Annotated in this window: 19 protein-coding genes; 6 read left to right on the forward strand and 13 right to left on the reverse strand. The window is 49.9% G+C overall.

Translation table 11 applies throughout. The features are described from left to right. Positions 1-51: 51 nt before the first annotated feature. The 3 genes from ACO0K9_RS21385 to ACO0K9_RS21395 all read right to left on the reverse strand — a co-directional run bounded on the left by ACO0K9_RS21385 (position 52) and on the right by ACO0K9_RS21395 (position 3,219). Positions 52-1,842, reverse strand: coding sequence for an acyl-CoA dehydrogenase C-terminal domain-containing protein (locus tag ACO0K9_RS21385; RefSeq protein ID WP_422988202.1), 1,791 nt, complete (start codon positions 1,840-1,842; stop codon positions 52-54). A 73-nt stretch (positions 1,843-1,915) separates the two neighbouring features. Continuing rightward, positions 1,916-2,518: a TetR/AcrR family transcriptional regulator gene (locus tag ACO0K9_RS21390; RefSeq protein ID WP_422988374.1), complete on the reverse strand. Its 603-nt coding sequence runs from the start codon at positions 2,516-2,518 to the stop codon at positions 1,916-1,918. Between the two features lie 323 nt (positions 2,519-2,841). Then, entirely contained in the window at positions 2,842-3,219 is a 378-nt protein-coding gene (locus tag ACO0K9_RS21395; RefSeq protein ID WP_422988204.1) for an RNA-binding S4 domain-containing protein, read from the reverse strand. Between the two features lie 271 nt (positions 3,220-3,490). On the opposite strand from ACO0K9_RS21395, the gene ACO0K9_RS21400 reads away from it, so the two are divergent. The 6 genes from ACO0K9_RS21400 to ACO0K9_RS21425 are packed head-to-tail and all read left to right on the forward strand — an operon-like array spanning position 3,491 to position 7,074. Continuing rightward, on the forward strand, positions 3,491-4,129 hold the full coding sequence (locus ACO0K9_RS21400) for a TetR/AcrR family transcriptional regulator (protein WP_422988206.1): 639 nt from the start codon (positions 3,491-3,493) through the stop codon (positions 4,127-4,129). Positions 4,130-4,182: 53 nt separating this feature from the next. Continuing rightward, a complete protein-coding gene (locus tag ACO0K9_RS21405; protein ID WP_422988208.1) occupies positions 4,183-4,623 on the forward strand; it encodes an AAA family ATPase in 441 nt (146 codons plus the stop codon). Beyond that, on the forward strand, positions 4,620-5,051 hold the full coding sequence (locus tag ACO0K9_RS21410) for a tRNA(His) guanylyltransferase Thg1 family protein (protein WP_422988376.1): 432 nt from the start codon (positions 4,620-4,622) through the stop codon (positions 5,049-5,051). Before ACO0K9_RS21405 ends, ACO0K9_RS21410 begins: the two co-directional genes overlap by 4 nt. Further along, positions 5,026-5,388 carry a hypothetical protein gene (locus ACO0K9_RS21415; protein WP_422988210.1) on the forward strand — a complete coding sequence of 121 codons (363 nt, stop codon included), beginning with the start codon at positions 5,026-5,028 and terminating at the stop codon, positions 5,386-5,388. Before ACO0K9_RS21410 ends, ACO0K9_RS21415 begins: the two co-directional genes overlap by 26 nt. A 30-nt stretch (positions 5,389-5,418) precedes the next feature. Further along, the gene (locus ACO0K9_RS21420) at positions 5,419-6,195 is read left to right on the forward strand and encodes a hypothetical protein (RefSeq protein WP_422988212.1); all 777 of its coding nucleotides are present in this window, start codon (positions 5,419-5,421) and stop codon (positions 6,193-6,195) included. Between the two features lie 3 nt (positions 6,196-6,198). Next, positions 6,199-7,074, forward strand: a complete 876-nt coding sequence (locus ACO0K9_RS21425) for a hypothetical protein (RefSeq protein WP_422988214.1) — start codon at positions 6,199-6,201, stop codon at positions 7,072-7,074. A gap of 7 nt (positions 7,075-7,081) precedes the next feature. Here the strand turns inward: ACO0K9_RS21425 and ACO0K9_RS21430 are convergent, their stop codons facing one another. From ACO0K9_RS21430 to aspS, 10 genes are all read right to left on the reverse strand, one after another. Then, positions 7,082-8,344: a hypothetical protein gene (locus tag ACO0K9_RS21430; protein WP_422988216.1), complete on the reverse strand. Its 1,263-nt coding sequence runs from the start codon at positions 8,342-8,344 to the stop codon at positions 7,082-7,084. Next, positions 8,341-10,050: an Hsp70 family protein gene (locus tag ACO0K9_RS21435; RefSeq protein ID WP_422988378.1), complete on the reverse strand. Its 1,710-nt coding sequence runs from the start codon at positions 10,048-10,050 to the stop codon at positions 8,341-8,343. The genes ACO0K9_RS21430 and ACO0K9_RS21435 overlap by 4 nt, the downstream gene beginning before the upstream one ends. A gap of 15 nt (positions 10,051-10,065) precedes the next feature. Continuing rightward, on the reverse strand, positions 10,066-11,775 hold the full coding sequence (locus ACO0K9_RS21440) for a hypothetical protein (protein ID WP_422988218.1): 1,710 nt from the start codon (positions 11,773-11,775) through the stop codon (positions 10,066-10,068). Positions 11,776-11,891: 116 nt separating this feature from the next. Continuing rightward, on the reverse strand, positions 11,892-12,707 hold the full coding sequence (locus ACO0K9_RS21445) for a DUF429 domain-containing protein (protein ID WP_422988220.1): 816 nt from the start codon (positions 12,705-12,707) through the stop codon (positions 11,892-11,894). Beyond that, the gene (gene clsB, locus ACO0K9_RS21450; RefSeq protein ID WP_422988222.1) at positions 12,704-13,867 is read right to left on the reverse strand and encodes a cardiolipin synthase ClsB; all 1,164 of its coding nucleotides are present in this window, start codon (positions 13,865-13,867) and stop codon (positions 12,704-12,706) included. The genes ACO0K9_RS21445 and clsB overlap by 4 nt, the downstream gene beginning before the upstream one ends. Continuing rightward, positions 13,864-14,679, reverse strand: coding sequence for an endonuclease/exonuclease/phosphatase family protein (locus ACO0K9_RS21455; protein ID WP_422988224.1), 816 nt, complete (start codon positions 14,677-14,679; stop codon positions 13,864-13,866). The genes clsB and ACO0K9_RS21455 overlap by 4 nt, the downstream gene beginning before the upstream one ends. Positions 14,680-14,690: 11 nt before the next feature. Next, positions 14,691-15,167, reverse strand: a complete 477-nt coding sequence (gene nudB, locus ACO0K9_RS21460) for a dihydroneopterin triphosphate diphosphatase (RefSeq protein ID WP_422988226.1) — start codon at positions 15,165-15,167, stop codon at positions 14,691-14,693. 187 nt (positions 15,168-15,354) lie between these two features. Beyond that, the gene (locus tag ACO0K9_RS21465; RefSeq protein ID WP_422988228.1) at positions 15,355-15,837 is read right to left on the reverse strand and encodes a cache domain-containing protein; all 483 of its coding nucleotides are present in this window, start codon (positions 15,835-15,837) and stop codon (positions 15,355-15,357) included. A 331-nt stretch (positions 15,838-16,168) separates the two neighbouring features. Continuing rightward, positions 16,169-16,975 carry a CsgG/HfaB family protein gene (locus ACO0K9_RS21470; protein ID WP_422988230.1) on the reverse strand — a complete coding sequence of 269 codons (807 nt, stop codon included), beginning with the start codon at positions 16,973-16,975 and terminating at the stop codon, positions 16,169-16,171. Positions 16,976-17,005: 30 nt separating this feature from the next. Then, on the reverse strand, positions 17,006-18,808 hold the full coding sequence (gene aspS / locus ACO0K9_RS21475) for an aspartate--tRNA ligase (protein WP_422988232.1): 1,803 nt from the start codon (positions 18,806-18,808) through the stop codon (positions 17,006-17,008). Between the last annotated feature and the right edge of the window lie 48 nt (positions 18,809-18,856).

Genomic DNA, 18,856 nt, shown 5'->3' on the forward strand with positions numbered 1-18,856 from the left:
CCTCAGGTAGGACGCGCCACCCTGCGTGAGCAGGGTGGCGCGCATGTTTGATTAGAACAAGTCAGCTTCGAGTGCCAGCAAATTGGCAGAACCAGAACGCGCCTGGCGGATCAGCATCGCTGTTTCCGGATACAAACGGGCAAAATAGAAACGGGCTGTTGCCAGTTTGGAGATATAGAATTTGTCGCCAGAATCCTGCTTTTCAAGAGCGATCTTGGCCATTTGTGCAAAGAAATAACTGTAGACCAGGTGACCAACGACACGCAGATAAGGGACGGCAGCAGCACCGACTTCATCTGGATTCTGGAAAGCCTTCATACCGATTTCCATGGTCAGCTTGGTGACTTTGTCACCCAGCTCAGCCAATGGCGTGATGAATTCTGCCAGTGCTTCGTTAGTGCCATTGGCTTCCACAAATGCCTGTACCTTGGCACCAAATTTACGCAGTTTGGCACCGTTGTCCATCAAGATTTTACGGCCCAGCAAATCGAGGGACTGAATGGTATTCGTGCCTTCATAAATCATGTTGATACGGGCATCGCGTACATATTGTTCCATGCCCCATTCAGCGATGAAGCCATGTCCACCATACACTTGCAGACATTCAGACGTTGCAGTCCATGCATTGTCAGTGATGAAGGCTTTGATGACTGGTGTCAGCAAGGCGACTTCGTCAGCACAATCCTTGCGTACCTGTTCGTCAGGGTGGTTGAATTCTTTATCCAGTTGCAGGGCAACGTAGGAACAGAATGCACGCGCACCTTCGGCATACGCTTTTGCCGTGAACAGCATGCGGCGCACGTCAGCATGAACGATGATAGGGTCAGCTGGTTTGTCTGGTGCTTTAGGGCCAGACAGGCTGCGCATCTGGATACGGTCTTTGGCGTATACCAGTGCGTTTTGATACGCAACTTCTGTCAAGCCCAGGCCTTGCATGCCGACGCCCAGACGTGCGGCATTCATGAATACGAACATCGCATTCAAACCCTTGTTCGGGCCACCGATCAGCCAGCCGGTTGCGCCGTCCAGGTTCATCTGGCAAGTGGAATTGCCGTGGATACCCATTTTTTCTTCAATCGCGCCGCAGAAAATAGGGTTGCGTTCACCAATGCTGCCATCTGCATTCGACAAGAATTTAGGCACGATGAACAGCGAAATACCCTTGGAACCTTCTGGCGCACCCGGCAAGCGTGCCAGCACCAGATGGATGATATTTTCTGCCATATCATGTTCACCGGCAGAGATGAAAATCTTTGCGCCGGTGATTTTGTAGCTGCCGTCAGTCTGTGGTTCTGCTTTGGAACGCAGCATACCCAGGTCAGTACCGCAATGTGGCTCGGTCAGGCACATGGTGCCAGTCCAGTCGCCGGAAATCAGCTTAGGCAGGTACAGGGATTTTTGTTCTGGCGTGCCGTGTTCATGGATACATTCATACGCACCATGCGACAAGCCAGGGTACATGGACCAGGCCTGGTTCGACGAATTCAACATTTCATAGAAAGAATTGTTGACCACCAGTGGCAAGCCCTGACCACCGAATTCCGGGTCGCAAGACAATGCCGGCCAGCCCGCTTCCACATATTGTTTGTAAGCTTCTTTGAAACCTTTTGGTGTGGTGACAGTGTGGTTAGTCTTGTCGTGATGGCAGCCTTCGCGGTCACCGGAGTGATTCAAGGGGAACAGTACAGCGGAAGTGAATTTGCCGCCTTCTTCCAGAATCTGGTTGATGATGTCGCCATCAACATCAGCATGCTTGGGCAGCTGTTTCAATTCTTCTTCTACATTCAACAGCTCATGCAACACGAACTGCATATCACGCAATGGAGCGATATATTGACCCATGATTTTCTCCTGACGGCAAAGTTATAACGGTAAATGTGGATACAAATTTTTTTTGCGGCAATGCATACCAAAATCAAGCAGTAATATGCGCCGGCGCGTAATACTCGATCATTCTTTCAAATCCGGTTTCGGCACGGCCTACACTACCTGGCTTGCGCAAGAAACGCGCATCATGGTGCAAAGCCAGGATGAGGCCGTACATCTCATACACAATCTGTTCAGGATCAACATCGTTACGCAAATGGCCCAGTTGTATCGCCTGCGCAGCTGCCCGCTGCAAGGCACCCTGCCACGCATGCACCATCCCGACCAGTTCATCCCTGATCGGCCCGGCCCGGTCATCGTATTCGGCAGCACCGCTGATATAAATACAGCCGGAAGCAATTTCTACCGTGACACGCTTGACCCACAAGGCAAACATGGACTGCAAACGCGGCAAGCCACGTTCTTCTTTCATGCTGGGATAAAACACTTCCTGTTCGAAATGATGGTGATACAGCTTCAGCACTTCGATCTGCAAGTCTTCACGCGAGCCGAAATGGGCGAACACGCCAGACTTGCTCATGTTCATCTTGTCGGCCAGCAAACCGATGGTCAGGCCTTCTATGCCGTCACGACTGGCAGCATCCAGGGCTACATCCAGAATGGCAGCACGGGTCAACTCCCCCTTGCGCATGAATTTTGATGTCATATTCATATTACATTGATTGTGTTGAAAAGATTCATGCTTACATAGACCAATATTAAAAAGTGATGCAAACAAATGAATTTATCGAACGCTCGTACTATTATGCACGGCGCATGAAATGTCAAACCAGATTCCGTCTTTAGAGGAGAGTATCTATTATGTTTTGCCTCCTTTGATCCCGCTTATGACTTGCTTATGACTTGCTTATGACTTGCTTTTGACTTGCTTTTAACTTGCTTCTGAGCCGTAATGACCTTGTTTATCACCCGGCTTTTCATCTGAATTTCATTTCCTCAGCTTGCAGACCCGCTTTAGCTGCGGGTCTGGTCCAGTTGTCGCCTGTCGCGCTTGGTGGGCCTGCCAGGCAGTGCTGCGGTTGGTTCACGGAAATACTTCCTGTCTTCTGCCGCCTTGGCGCGTTTTGCGGTGCTTTCCGCAGTTTCTTCATACATGGTCTGGGCAACGGTCGCCGGCCCGCGCATTTCCAATATGCGCATTACCCGGACCTGCCACACTTGTTCAGCCTGCTGTACCTCGATCAGGTCGCCCACTTTGACATTGTGGGCAGGCTTGATGCGCTGCTCGTTTTGCATCACGCGACCCAGCTCGACTGCATTGGTCGCCAGGCTGCGGGTTTTAAAGAATCTGGCTGCCCATAGCCATTTATCGATACGGGTGGTGTCGCTCATGAAAGATGTCGCTTTTCCTGAAAAGGAGAGTATGTAAAAGCCAAGCATAACGCTAAAAAACACGTTCATACTATTTTGATGCAATGTATGGCAGCTGTCAGGCAAATACAAGCCATTTTTGCCCACACTTTGTGCATGCAACAAAGCCCGTCAACAAGTTGAGCTATGTTGCAGTGCGCATAGACAATAAACTGAACGACCGTACAATTCGGCAAAGTTTTGCATTATTTTATGTCTATTCGCATGCTTGCCAATTTGGTCGGATCAGCTCATGAGCTCTGTTGAAGAACTAAGTGGAAAAAAGCGCGCAATTCTCATTGCCGCTGAGAAATGCTTCGCCGCACAAAGCTATGAAGGCGTCTCCATCCGCGACATCGCGCATGAGGCCGGGGTACCGATTGCCCTCATCGGTTACTACTTTGGTGCCAAAAATGAGCTGTATTACGCCATTTATGAACACCACAGCGGTTATATCGCCGAACGCCTGAACGGCTTGCGTCATGCACGCGCACACAGTGCATCTGATACTGCACTTGAAGCCATCATCGCCGCCTTTGTGCTACCTGTGCTCAGGCTCAATGAAAAAGCCGATGGAGCCAATTTTTCACGTATGGTCATGCGCGGTGTCATTGACCAGCATGAAGCCAGCGAACGCATCACCCGCGAATTCTATGACCCCATGGCGCGTGAATTCATCGCCGCACTGCACGATGCCCTGCCCCATGCACCCGCCGACAGCATCTACTGGAGCTATCAGTTCGCCCTGGGTGCCCTGCTGCACCACGTCGTCGATATCCGCATAGAACGACTGTCTGACGGCCTGTGCCCCGCCCGGCAGGCTGACCTGGCAGCACCATACCTGCTACGCTTCATTACGGATGGGGTACGGGCGGTTACGCGGGTGAATTAACAGCATGACTGCATGTAATACAATGCAATACCAACCTAGCATTGTAGAAATGAATGGAAGCAATCATATTTATAGGATTACAGGCAAGCGGTAAATCTTCTTTTTACAAAGAACATTTCTTCAATAGCCACCTGCGTATCAGCAATGACTTGCTGAAAACCAAAAACCGTCATACACGCATGCTGGACTTTTGCTTTGACACCGGCATGCCTTTTGTAATCGACAACACCAATCCGACCAAAGAAATCCGGGCAAAGTATCTGGAACAGATCAAAGCCAGGCAATGGCGGGTAACTGCCTATTACTTTAAAACTGATCTGGAAAGAGCTCTGGCATGGAATGGCCAACGGCAAAGCAAGGATTTGGTTCCCAAGGTCGGCATACTGGATACGCATAAAAAATTGGAAATTCCTGATTATGATGAGGGTTTTGACCACCTGTATTACGTCGATTTTATAGATGGACGATTAACTGTCACCGATTGGAAAAAATGAAGTTTGATGAACTTGAAAAAGTCATGCGCGCCTATGAAACCGCCCATGATGACTGCGTGCCGGTCGGAACTTATATGGTGGCACGTATAGATGGCCGTGGTTTTACCCGCCTGACCAAGGAAACCTGCGCATTCGAAGCGCCGTTTGACATCAAGTTCCGCGACCTTATGGTGGAGACCTGCAAGCATCTAATGAACTGCGGTTTCAAGGTTGTCTACGCCCATAACCAGAGCGACGAGATTTCCCTGTTGTTTGACCTGAATATCAATGCCTTTTGGCCGCAAATTGAGGAAATACAATTCCCTGTTGGCAGGCGAAGCTTCCGCCAAATTCAGCCTGATGCTGGGTCAGGTGGCTGCTTTCGACTGCCGTATCTGCCAATTACCCAGCTCAAACCTGGTAGTGGATTATTTTCGCTGGCGCAATGAAGATGCCCACAGAAATGCCCTGAATGCCCATTGCTACTGGCAACTCAGAAAAGAAGGAAAATCACAAAATGAAACCACCAGTTTCATAGAAGGCAAATCGCTCGCTGAAAAAGAGGCGCTGCTGCAAAGCAGGGGCATAGATTTCAAAACTCTGCCTTTATGGCAAAAACGCGGCACTGGTCTGTACATGGTTGACGAAGAAAAAATTGGCTTTAACCCCAAAGAAAATCGGGAAGTCGTCAGCACACGAAAAGTCTTGAAGACAGACTATGAATTACCGCAGGGGGACGCATATAGTGAATTCTTGTGGCATCTTATAAGCAGCCAAAGTACTTGATCTTGCATCATCAAATTTATCAGGAAAAAAATGACTCAAGAATCCTATCAAGAGCAGATGAACTACTGGCTAGATTTATGGAAAAAAGGGGAACCTGTATTACCCCTTTTGATATCAGTATGTGAAGAAGGTATTGCAAAAACAGGTGAAACAAGTTTTTTCTCGAATGCTCCAATTGAGGTACAGGAGCGCATACTCGAAGATATCCAGCTCTTTCGACAACATGGGTCCAGAGTGTTTTTTATAGTGGGAGGAAACTTCTATCATGACAAAACCAAGGAAATGGAGAAAGTGATAGAGATACTTGAAACGGGCAACTTGATCGATAAAGAAGCCATTCAGGTATTGCCATTAACAAATGCCATAGAGGGCGTTACGTTCATTCATGGTGGAGAACTTTTGCAAGAAATACTGAACTATGATCCCAAACTAAGCGATTGCAGTTTTACAGAATTCTCAATACGACGAACTATCCCTCATTATTCTGCAAAGTACATAGCAGAATTTTCTATACTGTTCGAACACTTCGTGCGCAATTACCTAGACGAGGAAAAATTTGAACGGACATTGGTTTCACGATGGGCAGCGAGTTTTTCACTCACAGATGCAATTCAACAAGCAGCACAGCTGGAAAAAATATTTTTCCCTACAATGTCTATCGAGAAACAGAAAATTGGTAGCCGACATTACTACGAAGTCAGGTTAAATGATTTCTTTGGGCACTCTACGGTTTTTCTTTGCAAGGAAATTAAACTTGTAAAATTAGAACATTTGAAAATCGATGACGAGAACTGCTCAGGCGAATAACAGATGCCGAATGACCACCACGATAGCAGGACACAGCAAATCCCCTTTCAAGCCTATTTGCTGGCCCCTATGTTTGCGCCGCTTACCTGGTTATTTGTGGGCGTGGCAATATGCCTTTACGGACGCGGTCTGAGTCTGGCGGCATTTGGCATGAAATTCATGTTCATGCTGCTGTTGCTGCCAGGCTCATATGCATTGTGTATTCCCCTGCTGCATATCTGGGCGAGTCTGGTACACAGGCATCAAATGAGCAAATACGCGGGCGTTCTGTTCGCCACTATCCCTGCACTGGCGTTAGGTGTGTTGTATGCGCAGCCCGGGTTCCAGTATGCCCGGCATTCAACGCAAAGCCTTGCGTATCTGGCATACATGCTACTCACTTGTCTGGGCATGTTTATAAGCCTGATAAACCTGTCCCCATCCAAAGATCGAAACACCTACCCCGCATGTCTGGCATGGATGTGCAGGCAAGCCAGCATCTGGGGTCTATTTTCGCTATTCAAAGGTATTTTAGCCCTGGTTATCATATGCTCAGCAATATATGCAAATTCGCTAGCCCTGAATATTAACTTCTCGCACCTATTTTCCGTACAGGATAAACAGGAGATTTTTCTCGATGAAGCATTTTTAGCCTCGGTTTTTGATGTCAATCCAGGGCATTTTCTCGACGGGTGTTTTTATAGCGGTATCATATTGGCGGTAGCCGCGATGGCATCAGCGCTACAGGCAAAAATACGTGGAGAGGATACCTTGTACCGTGCAACGGGCTGCATTTGCGGTGCGCTTGCCCTGGCTGTTTTTGATCCCAAACTCGGCGCATATGCGGTATTTGCTTATGGCATTTCCAGCTACGCGATAGATATAAGGGCAAGAAAATAAATCAAACTCAATTTCCAGAGCCAGAAAACAGGTGCTGAAACACCTGGGGAGAAAAATACCAGCTAGCAAAAACAAATATCAGCACACAGATACTTATCTTGATTAGCAATTTCGATATATTGGTCAACCAGCGCCTCATGTCTGATTTTCTCTTGTACTTTTTCTTTTGAATTTCTTTGGATTTTTCCTTTCCACTGCTAGCAGGTTGCAGAGTATGGCACATCTCAAAATAGTTAAGCCACCATTGCACTGAAGCGCCATTCACTTCAAAAATCAGGACATCTCTGGCTTCATTGTGCAACTCCTGCATCAATTTATGCATAGCCCTGAAATACTCGCCATGTTGCAAAAACTCAATGAATCGCTCTTCGTCCGGCTTCATGCGCAAGAGTCTGTATGCCATCAAAGCAGGGCTTCCCCCAGGCATATCCAGCATATTATTACTCCACACACGTGCATTGGACCGTCTTAATAAATCAAGGATAGCCTGTGACTTGGGACGTCCTTTAATGCCTATCCTATTTTCTTGCCAGTGATAGTGAGCGTTCAGGGATTTAACCAACAGGTAACGGCTGTCAAAGTCTTCATTGATTACACCCACAAATGCCAGCTCAAGCTTGTTCTTGAAATCCAGATTTTCCCAGCCTGCTTGCTGCAATAATTGCCTGAGCTTTTCTGCTCTGAGCTTCGCATCGGTCCTGAGTAAAGTCTTGCAAACCATCGCCGCTGCGACATAGGGATCAGGGCTGGTATCAAGCACGACCTTGTCAGCACCACCAGCAAGACGTTCGCCGGTCTTATCCGAAAAATAGCGTGTTTTCGGTCTTGGGCCTGGTGCCAATTTCTGCGTCATCTGCTGTTCAAGCTGGCGGTCTGACTCCAGACTCAGGTCCAGCCTGGGCATCCAGTCCAGGGCCTCATCCAGCAAATGTGCTGGAAATGCCAGTTTCTCTTGTTTTTCTGCAGTGGTATCGTATGGTGTTTGCTGACCATGCCCGGTAATCTGTGCCTCGATTTCTTTCGTATCTGGCAAAACCGATTCAAACGCCGGGCTTATTTCTGGTAGCGTAGCATGATCCAGCTGCACGACAGGCAAGGCGTGGGGGCTGTCCGCAACCATGGCCAGGGCATCTTCATAAGCACGGCGCAAAGCCTGAAAACCTTCTGGATCAACCTCTGGATTGACCTGTTTAAGCAAAGCAGCATAGGCAAGTTTGATTTGCCGTTTGTCACTGGTAGCCGCTATACCCAAGCGCTGAAACGGGCTCATAACAAGGGAGCCCCTTCAAACCGTGTCAGCACTTCAGAAAAAATTTCATTGGCTTTTGCGATTTCCCTTGGATTTTGCCTTTCCAGAATTTGCTCATATTGACTGATGCGGGCAGCCACCCAGTCACGCCGGTTTCCGAGGTTTTGTTCATAGAGACGTTTCATTCTCTCCAGTAACGCCTGGTTTTCAAGCTGATCACGCGGATGAATTTTTAAGGTTTTCATCACTTCCTGGCTCTGTGCTATCTGGTCTGCAGACATGGAACCAGGATTTTGCTCGATCAGCAACATCTTGCTTTCGCCCGTTTCCTTGAGGGTAGCCTCTACTTCCAGCAAGCCATTGATATCATAAGTAAAACGCACATCTATGCCACGCTGGGCACCAGGTGTAAACGGCAAGTAAACTTTGAGCGCACCGAGGGCAATATTGTCTTTCACTTCGCGGCTTTCTCCTTGAAAGATACGAATATCAATGCATTCCTGGCGATCATTGATGGGATAAAATTCTTGTGAGCGGCTAACCGGCACGACAGTATTGCGCTCTATCAGAGGACAGAAAAGACCAGTCCTGAGTTCATTGCGTCCATATTCTTCTGATACCGCTATACCCAGTGAATAAGGGCTGACATCAGTCATGACCACATCATTGAGGGCAGCATCACGTGCTTTTAAGCCTGCCTGTACGGCGGCACCAATAACGATTGCCTCGTCGGGGTCAATATCACGACTTGGGAAACGGCCAAACAAGCGGGTCAACATGCGGTGCACCATGCTCAGCCGGGTGGAACCACCCACCATAACGACACGGTCAAGCTCTGCGGGTTTGATATTGGAATCACGTAATGCGCGCTCTACCGGAATACTCAAGCGCTGCAGCAATTCATCACAGAGTTTTTCATACATGTCAGCGCTGACCTCCCAGCGCACTTCACGCTCTTCAAAGTAAAAAGAGAACATTTGTTTATCGCCGCTAGAAAAGGCACGCTTGACTCTCTCAGCCTCTATGCGCAATTGCGCAGATTGAACTGGTGTCAAATGCCTCTCCACGATACCTGCGAGCTTGCCAGCTTCTGCCAGGAAGCCTTTGAGCAGGGCATCAGTAAAATCTTCACCACCCAGGAAATTATCACCGGCGGTAGCTCTTACTTCCATGATACCGGCAAACAATTCCAGTATGGAGACATCGAAAGTGCCACCGCCGAGATCGAATACAAGGAACTGTGATTCTTTAGGTGCGTTATGCAAGCCATATGCGAGTGCTGCCGCAGTAGGTTCGTTCAACAATCGCTCCACTTTCAGGCCTGCCAGTTCACCGGCAATGCGAGTTGCCTTGCGCTGGGTATCATTGAAATACGCTGGCACTGTTATCACCGCTTCAGTTACTTTCTCCCCCAAATAAGCTTCGGCATCAGCCACTAGTGCCTTGAGTACCAGGGAGGACAACTCCTCTGGCCTGAAACTACGCTCGCCCAGTTGAAAGCGTTTTTCAGTTCCCATATAGCGTTTAAAGAAAGCCACTGACGAAGCCGGATTGCTCAACAACCGGTCACGCGCTGGCAAACCAACCAAGACTTCGCCCCGCTCATTGATACTGATACAGGACGGTGTCAATTTATGCCCAAGAGCATTCGGTATCAGTTGCGCCTTGCCTTCATTCCATGCAGCAATCAGGCTATTGGTGGTTCCCAGGTCTATGCCAACTATCATTTTCAAAACCTTTTGCTAATTTTTTTCAACTGAAGCTGTTTTTTGTACCGGCCAACCATATGCAGCGCATTCTCTGGCGATTGCCGGAGTCCAGAAATAACTGGGTAAAGCTATCGCAATACCTGGCACATCATCATGTATGAGTATTGGCAAATAAGATGAGAACAAGCACCCTCCTGGCAAATGCTTACGCGTCAATACCAGAACTGAAGTGCATAAATCATCACTGGACAAGCGGTATGGTATTTTCATACCCAATATACATGCACCTTCATCGGTAATCGCATCTGCGAGAAAACTCAGGCGCGCATCGATGGGCCGACATCCCTTATAAGACATGAGTTTCAAGGCGACTTCGTTAAGTTGCTGAGGCGACAGTAAGCCCCGAGGGTCAAAAATGATTTCAGCCAGACGGTCAGATTTGCCATCTGTATAAAGGTCATTATGGGCCTGCACGATACAGCCCCAAACCAGTCGCCCGCCATGATAAAGCTTGCTATATTTTTGGAACCACTGATCAAAATATTTCCCCTCAAACCAGGCGATTCTTTGTATCGTCAAAAAATCTTGCTGGTGCAAAGGTAAAGCATTAATCATTCTCTGTATGACAGGCATCTCATCATTGATTTGCCTTACTCTATGCTCTTGTGCTGCCTGTCCCCAGGCTTTAAAAACATCGCGCAATTGATGGCCCCTGCCTTTACCGAACAGGTGCTGCAATATAATTTGCACAGGGAAAAACACATGCCCCGACTGCCCTCCACTGGCATTAAAGACAGCAATCAGCGAGGTTGCCGGGCCGGATGGAACTTTAAGCTGGCCAGGAAAGCGAAGGCTGAATTGTGGATAGGTATACCAATCAACCTGCGTGCCTGCGGCCTTGGCGATAACTTTGCCGCAATATATAGCAACGCAAAGAAGGAAATTCATGTTTGCCGTGCGTTCCAGAAAATCAGTCTCGCCAATCGGCAAACTGGATTTCAGTTCATTAAGGAGATAATCAACACGCAGTAAGCTCGAAACACTGAAATCAAGCTGCAACTGGTAGAGTGCTTTTTGAAAGGCAATACCACCTTCAAACGGATAGCGCTCTATTAAAGCATCGAGATAGCGCGAGGCAATGTCATTGCTACTGGATGCGGCCCCAGTCAAGGCCGCTATGGATGGGCAAAGCGCAGCTACCGGCAGCGACTCTGATTCAAACTTGACTTGTGAGGGTTTTACTTTCCTATCGTACTCAAGTGGCCTTACCCAATGCTCATGACAACTCTTTCTGAGCCTGGTCACAAATGCAGGCAAAATTTCATCCAGCAAATAAAATGCAGTCTCAGGATAGCGTCGGACCTGAACCATGCCCGTTATCAAGCCCGTACCCTTTTTCGTGTAGGCATAAGGCAGCACCAGAGTAAGTCCAAATAAGGCCAATGGAACTTTTCCAAACTCGATATATAAAGCGTGCGTGCAAAAGGAGTCTGGTGTAGCCACAGTTCTGCTATCGACCATTAACTTCACCAGCGTACCCGGCATATTGATTTGCAACCAGGCTTTCTTTTGCTGTTCCACATCCAATCCATCAGCCTTGGGAGTTTCTTCCCAGCGGCGGCCACTTTCATGTATTTCATAGAAAGTCAGCGGCCAGTCACGCGTAGCCAATATCTGGAAGGCTGCGGCGGCGATTTCAACCGCATGGTCTATGGCGGCAAGTGTAGTCGGGGTCAACAACATGAAACATTATTCTGAAGAATGAACGATAAGCTTACCAGAGAAAGTCCGCACGTCTCCCTGGCAAGAAAAGAACATAGTTTAACACTGCGAATTACGTTCCGCGATCGTCGTTTATTTTACTTATTGAAAACATTTGCCCCAACTATCCACCCTTCCAGCGCATCAAACGCAGGCAAACCATAATTCTGCTCATGCCTTTTCCAAGCCCATGCGGCCAGCAGCATGCATAGCACCGCATCCAGCAAATCGGCGCTGCCGTCGTCTATCAGTTCGTTTCTGAAACTTCCCAGATCCAGTTTGATCTTCCACGGCGTGTTGCCGGCTTCCAGTGCATCGGCAATCTGCACACGTGCCTGCCTGCGTTCGGGCGTCTGTTTAGCCTTCTCGTCGCTCTTGTAAGAGGCTTTCGTTATGCTGCGTGCCACCATGCCCGGATAGGCTTCCAGCGCGATACGTTGCGGGTCACCCACATGCATGCCGGGGATGCTGACCCCAGCATCCAGCAAACGCGGTGCCCCTGCGTGCAGCATATAGGCGACGGGTGGGTTGACCCATTTCATGGAGGGCGAAGAACCTGCGGGGATGTCGGTAGCCCTGTGGGCGAATTTATTGCCGACGGCACGGGCATCGCAAAAAGCCTTGAATTGCAAGCGCATGTCGGTGCGCGAAAGACTTTGCAGATGGCGCATCAAGCCCGGCCAATCAGTTGGCCAGCACAGATGCTCCACCAGTTCTCGCGGCAGGGAAAACGGCAGATCAAAACCCGCCAGCCAGGGGCCGGGCTGCCTGAGCCAGGTTTCAAATGCCGCAAAGTCAGGCTGGCTGGTCAGCGTTTGCAATTGCAGTTGATCTGCATGCAGGATACCACTGGCAACGGTGATGCATTTGCGGCGCGTGGGTGCGGAAGTAAAATCAACACCGTGCAGCTTCATCCGTAATGTCCAAATGTGACGATGCGCATCAAGCCGCGGTAGATCAGGTAGGCAATGCCATGCCAGACGTGCCGGTACCATGCTTGCCTATGCACGTCGGCCGCCAGAATCTCTACGCCATCTGCCAGCCCCTGCTCCAGTTCACACGACAAAGCGGCAGAAAAATCACAGTCGCGTATGACGATATTCGCTTCATGATTGACGAACAGGCTCAGTCCATCGAAATTGCTGGATCCCACAGTCGCCCAGTCTCCATCCACCACGGCCACCTTGGCATGTAATTGTGTCTTGCGATATTCAACGATGCGCACACCTGCCTGCAACAGGGGGCCATAAAAGGATTGCGCCACTGCGTCCTGCAAGGCGAATTGACCGACGCCCAGCAAGAGCACGACATCCACCCCGCGTGATGCGGCGGATATCATGGCTCGCCTGAATTTCCTGCCCGGCGCAAAATAAGGTGTCACCAGGATGGCACGTTTTCTGGCCGTTCCCAGGGCATGCAAGTAGGCTTTTTGTATGGTAGTGCGATTGCGCAAATTGTCCCGCACCACCAGTGCGGCTGCGGTGATTTGCTTGCCGCCACTTTTGGCATCCGCATGCAGATGGCGCATCAGGGCAAAGCGCGAGCGAAAATCCAGGCGCCCCAACTTGCGCCATTGCGCCTCCACTTCCAGGTGCACATGGGCGACCAATGGCCCAGTCACCCGCACCGCAAAATCCCAGCGCGGGGAAGGCAGGACGGCACCGGAGCCATCATCGGCCATGCTATCGTCAATAATATTCAAACCACCAACCATGGCGACTTGCTGATCGACGACACAGATTTTTCTGTGGGTACGCGCCAGGCCACGTTTGAACCAGGGATTAAAGCAGCGACAATCGACACCCGCATCGTTGAAATGCCGGGTCAGGTCAATTGCCGCCTGACGATCACTGCCTATCCAGTCGATGACCACCCTGACCTGCACACCACGGGCAGCGGCCTGTATCAGCGCGGTCTGTACGGCAACAGCGGTCTGGTCGCTGGCGAAAATATAGGTTTCCAGATAAATTTCAGCGCTGGCCTGATCAATCTCACTGATCAGTGCGGGAAAGAACTGCGCGCCACTGTGCAGCAGCTGTATATCATTGCCAGCGACGAAATGCAGCCTGCTCATGCAGCTTCAGCAGGAGTCGACAATTCCAGGCTGACCATGATAGGCACATGGTCTGACAGCGTGGTCCAGGGCGCGCCCTTGAGTACCTCTGCTTCATTGACTTTGAAGCCGCGCAAATAAACCCGGTCCAGGCATAGCCATGGCAGGCCGGCAGGAAAGGTGCGGGCATGGCGACCCTTGTTTTTGGCAAACAGGTTACGCATATTCCGCAATGAAAAACGCGGCATGCCATGGTGTGCATCGACATCAAAGGCTTCAAACACGCCCAGTTCCTGATACAGGGTCTGACTCAGGCGTTGGCTCCAGTCGTTGAAATCACCGGCAATGACCAGCGGTGCCTGGGCAGGCAGATCACGCTTGATGGTCTGGATCAATGCCTGTATCTGACGGCGACGGCTAGCAGCAAACAGGCCCAGATGGATGACGAAACAGTGCACATCGACTTCCTCCACACGCACTACGGCATGCAATATGCCACGCTGTTCATAGGCATGATCAGACACATCATGATTCGCAAAGGAAGCAATCGGATAGCGACTCAACAAGGCATTCCCATGGTGGCCATGTTCATACACGGCGTTCATGCCATACACCGCCTGGTGCGACTGCCCGGCCAGGAAGTCATGCTGGCCTTCTTGCGGCCACAGCGTGTGGTTTTCTGCGTGCAGGTCATGCTGGCCCTGCACTTCCTGCAGGAATACCAGGTCCGCATCCAGCAGATCTATTGCATCCTTAATGCCATGTATGCGCGCCTTGCGGCCAAATGCACTGACGCCCTTGTGAATATTATAGGTGGCGATGCGCAGTTTCATTGTGATTCTCTTTAACTGGTAAGGTCGGTATGGGCCTGCATCAATTCAATCAATTTTGGCAATTGCAGAATGGCTTCGGCATTCGATGCAGAAAAACAGCGATCTGCCGCCTCGCGCCACGGCAACCACTGATACTGCAAGTGTTCGCGTGGTGCCAGGCGTACCGCGACATCAGGGCTGACACACAGGCCAAACACATGTTCGGTATTACGCGTCACGCCGGGTGCATAACGGTGACGCCAGACCGGGTAAATGTCGTACACATTCGACAATTGCCAGTCACGCAGAGTGTATTGTGTGGCGTCGATGCCGGTTTCTTCAGCAACTTCGCGGATGGCAGTCGCCATCAGGGCTTCGTCCGGTGTGTCTTTGGAACCGGTCACAGATTGCCAGAAACCGGCCTTATCAGCCCGCTCTAGCAACAGCACATCAAGTGCTGGCGTATAGATAACGACAAGAACAGATTCGGGGATTTTATACTCAGGCATGGTGCTTATGGATGCGACGCAGAGCCATATGGATATCTTCGACAGCACCATTTTAGCGCCTTTAGCGCAAGCATTTTTGCTATTGTGCAAAGTAAACCGCTGCGCCCTGAAACTCATTTCATGGCGCAGCTTTACACACTGAGTGCTGACCCGCCCTATTGACGAGCCCGGTCAGGTGACAGCCTACTTATTTGGTGAAATACGTCCCAACACAGATCATGCTGTCACCGGCACCACGTTCACAGTAGGAGCGCTTCAGCTCATACGACTGGGTCGCCGGGTTATTGAATTTGTAAGGACCATACCACCCTTTGGACGATGCCTTGACGATATCAATCATGCCCTTGATGAAGGCATTGCCATCCACATCCTTCATGGAGATGAGGTTTTTCCCCACCATTTTTGCATTGGCACCCTGTGCCAGGCAATTGCCGTCGAAGTCATAGACAAATACATACAGGTCTTTATCCTTGAATGCACCATCAGGATGGTCTGTAAATACCTTATAGGCTTTTTCTGCACCGGCAGATTTGACCAGGGCTACGGCTTTTTTCACCATGTCCTGTGCCTCGGCTTCACTTCCATGCTCGCCAGCGGCATAGGTCAGTGGCGTCAATGCCATTGTTGCCAGCAATGCAGCAGGCAGTAATTTTCTCAATAAGCTATTCATGGTTTCTCCTTGAAAGTGATCATTCGCTGACAAGACAAACTCAATCCCGGCAGTCAATAGTTTCTTTATAGCAGTTTTATTTACTGCGTTCTCAAAAGAAACAAGAGTTCACATTGGCCTGTTTATATTGCGCCGCCACTAAATAGACCATGTCCCTTGCAAAAAAAATCTCAAGTATTTAACCAGAAGTTTAGCGCATGCACAGCGCGTCGGCACAAGCTATTTCCACGCTTGCTGTGCTGCAAAAGACGCGGTGTCAGACCTGGCTTGCGATTGTAGAAAAACAAAAAGGCCTGCATCGCAGACCTTTTTGTCTATAGCATGACAACAACTATTTTTTAACTGGTACAGCCGGAGGCAATTCTTTTTCTTGCAACTTTCTGACCTGCGGCACCAGTTTGTTGTGTGCATCCAGAAAGGCTGCGACGATGACCTTGGCTTCATTGGTATTGCTCCAGCCGGCACCAAAACCACCACCGCCCGCGCCAAAACTCAAACCACCCATACCAAGATCAGTTGACTTGGCAGAACCAGTTGATGCGGCCAGTTGCTCGGTCGTTTCATTGTCCGTCAACAGCAGAGCTACCTGGGCTTCCTTGAAGCTGACTTTTTCGGCATACCCAGTAAAGTTTTTCAGAATAGGTATCATGCCCATGATGGCTCCTATGCCACCACCGGCCTTGCTTTCTGAAAACGTCAGGCTGGGCGTGATGGTGTATTGCGCTTCATAACCCTTGCCTTTGGCAACGGTAGAATTTTTACGGATGATGCCCTGGTCTTTCAGTTCCTGTTCCTGTATCACCGCTTTCAGGCCAGATGACCGATCCACCACGCGGAAGCATCCGCTTTGCTGCGCCAGCAAACGTATCAGCGGCACCGGTGATGACGGCAGGTTGTACTGGCTGCTCATCACGTAGCCATTGGGGTTTTCCACCAGTGACAGGGTAGCCACTGGTGCATCACACTTCACCAGGCTCTTGCTGGCACCTTTGGCACCGGCAGGACCGGCAGCACCAGTCACTTCAGACGAGCCCTCACCCAATTCGGTTTTCTTTTCACCGCAGGCAGCAAGTAACAGACTGGCACTTAACAATAAGAACAGGGTTTTCTTGTTACTGGCTTGAATATTGAAATTCATTGTTGTTTCCCGCTGTCGTCAGTAAAGAAATTACGCGATTTTTGGTTCAACCGCACGCAAACGGATATGCAATTCACGCAATTGTTTTTCGTCAACTTCAGACGGTGCCTGTGTCAACAGACATTGTGCACGCTGGGTTTTCGGGAAAGCAATCACGTCACGGATGGATTCTGCACCGGTCATCATGGTAACGATACGATCCAGGCCAAAAGCCAGGCCACCATGTGGAGGCGCGCCGTATTGCAGGGCATCGAGCAAGAAGCCGAACTTCAATTGCGCTTCTGCATCATCAATCTTCAATGCGCGGAATACCTTGCTCTGTACATCAGCACGATGGATACGTACAGAACCACCACCCAGTTCCCAACCGTTCAGGACCATGTCGTAAGCCTTGGCGATACACTTGCCCGGATCAGTTTCCATCAAATCTTCGTGGCCATCTTTTGGTGCCGTGAATGGATGATGGGTCGCAGTCCAGCGGTCGTTTTCTTCATCATGCTCAAACATCGGGAAGTCAACCACCCACAATGGTTTCCAGACATCGTCGAACAAACCGTTGGCTTTGCCGAATTCGCTATGACCGATTTTTACGCGCAAGGCGCCGATGGCATCGTTGACCACCTTGGCTTTGTCTGCACCGAAGAAAATCAGATCGCCATCTTGTGCGCCTGTGAGTTCCAGAATTTGTGTCAATGCAGCTTCATGGATGGACTTGACGATAGGAGATTGCAAACCCTCACGGCCTTGTGCCTTGTTATTGATCTTGATGTAGGCCAGGCCTTTAGCACCATAAATGCCGACGAACTGGGTATAACCATCAATCTCGGAGCGTGTCATTGCTGCGCCACTTGGTACGCGCAAAGCAACTACGCGGCCATTATGCATGTTGGCTGCATTGGCGAAGATTTTGAATTCCACATCCTTGACCATATCGGTCAATTCAGTGAACTGCAGCTTGACGCGCATGTCTGGCTTGTCGGAACCATACAGGCCCATCGCTTCCGCGTATTCCATGACAGGGAAAGGATTTGGCAGATCGATGTCCAGCGTATTTTTGAAGACCAGGCGGATCATGCCTTCAAACATGTCGCGGATTTCCTGCTCGTTCATGAAGGAAGTTTCGCAATCGATCTGGGTAAATTCTGGCTGACGGTCAGCACGCAAATCTTCATCACGGAAGCACTTGGTGATCTGGTAGTAACGGTCAAAGTTGGCCACCATCAGCAACTGTTTGAACAATTGCGGGGACTGTGGCAAAGCGAAGAAGTTACCAGCGTTGACACGCGATGGCACCAAGTAATCACGTGCGCCTTCTGGTGTGGACTTGGTCAGCATCGGTGTTTCGATATCGATGAAACCGTTCGCATCGAGGAACTTGCGCACTTCCATCGTCACCTTGTAACGCAGGCGCAGGTTGTTTTGCATTTGCGGACGACGCAAATCCAGCACGCGGTGGGTGAGGCGTGTGGTTTCAGACAGGTTGTCGTCATCCAGCTGGAACGGTGGCGTGACGGAAGGATTCAAGACCTCGACATTATGGGCCAGTACTTCGATCTTGCCGGATTTCAGGTTGGCATTGCCAGTACCTTCTGGACGGCTGCGTACCACACCAGTAATGCGCAGGCAAAATTCATTACGTACGGTTTCTGCCGCTTTGAACACATCAGCGCGGTCAGGATCACAAACAACCTGCACCAGGCCTTCGCGGTCACGCAAGTCAATAAAGATCACGCCGCCGTGATCGCGACGACGGTGCACCCAGCCACACAGGCTGACGGTTTGGCCGAGTAATTCCTCAGTAGTGAGGCCGCAGTAATGGGTACGCATGGACATATTTCTTACCTGTCTGTATTCAAAATTAAAAATGATTTGATGCGGTGG

Source organism: Undibacterium sp. Ji50W (assembly GCF_049340445.1).
In the GTDB taxonomy this organism is placed as follows: Bacteria; Pseudomonadota; Gammaproteobacteria; order Burkholderiales; family Burkholderiaceae_D; genus Undibacterium.

Coding starts and splice junctions, on each gene's coding strand:
- ACO0K9_RS21385 (WP_422988202.1), bottom strand. CDS start 1,842: ATGGGTCAATATATCGCTCCATTGCGTGATATGCAGTTCGTGTTGCAT.
- ACO0K9_RS21465 (WP_422988228.1), bottom strand. CDS start 15,837: ATGAATAGCTTATTGAGAAAATTACTGCCTGCTGCATTGCTGGCAACA.
- clsB (WP_422988222.1), bottom strand. CDS start 13,867: ATGAGCAGGCTGCATTTCGTCGCTGGCAATGATATACAGCTGCTGCAC.
- ACO0K9_RS21445 (WP_422988220.1), bottom strand. CDS start 12,707: ATGAAGCTGCACGGTGTTGATTTTACTTCCGCACCCACGCGCCGCAAA.
- ACO0K9_RS21425 (WP_422988214.1), top strand. CDS start 6,199: ATGCCGAATGACCACCACGATAGCAGGACACAGCAAATCCCCTTTCAA.
- ACO0K9_RS21470 (WP_422988230.1), bottom strand. CDS start 16,975: ATGAATTTCAATATTCAAGCCAGTAACAAGAAAACCCTGTTCTTATTG.
- aspS (WP_422988232.1), bottom strand. CDS start 18,808: ATGTCCATGCGTACCCATTACTGCGGCCTCACTACTGAGGAATTACTC.
- ACO0K9_RS21420 (WP_422988212.1), top strand. CDS start 5,419: ATGACTCAAGAATCCTATCAAGAGCAGATGAACTACTGGCTAGATTTA.
- ACO0K9_RS21440 (WP_422988218.1), bottom strand. CDS start 11,775: ATGTTGTTGACCCCGACTACACTTGCCGCCATAGACCATGCGGTTGAA.
- ACO0K9_RS21400 (WP_422988206.1), top strand. CDS start 3,491: ATGAGCTCTGTTGAAGAACTAAGTGGAAAAAAGCGCGCAATTCTCATT.
- ACO0K9_RS21435 (WP_422988378.1), bottom strand. CDS start 10,050: ATGATAGTTGGCATAGACCTGGGAACCACCAATAGCCTGATTGCTGCA.
- ACO0K9_RS21395 (WP_422988204.1), bottom strand. CDS start 3,219: ATGAGCGACACCACCCGTATCGATAAATGGCTATGGGCAGCCAGATTC.
- ACO0K9_RS21455 (WP_422988224.1), bottom strand. CDS start 14,679: ATGAAACTGCGCATCGCCACCTATAATATTCACAAGGGCGTCAGTGCA.
- ACO0K9_RS21390 (WP_422988374.1), bottom strand. CDS start 2,518: ATGCGCAAGGGGGAGTTGACCCGTGCTGCCATTCTGGATGTAGCCCTG.
- ACO0K9_RS21410 (WP_422988376.1), top strand. CDS start 4,620: ATGAAGTTTGATGAACTTGAAAAAGTCATGCGCGCCTATGAAACCGCC.
- nudB (WP_422988226.1), bottom strand. CDS start 15,167: ATGCCTGAGTATAAAATCCCCGAATCTGTTCTTGTCGTTATCTATACG.
- ACO0K9_RS21405 (WP_422988208.1), top strand. CDS start 4,183: ATGGAAGCAATCATATTTATAGGATTACAGGCAAGCGGTAAATCTTCT.
- ACO0K9_RS21430 (WP_422988216.1), bottom strand. CDS start 8,344: ATGAGCCCGTTTCAGCGCTTGGGTATAGCGGCTACCAGTGACAAACGG.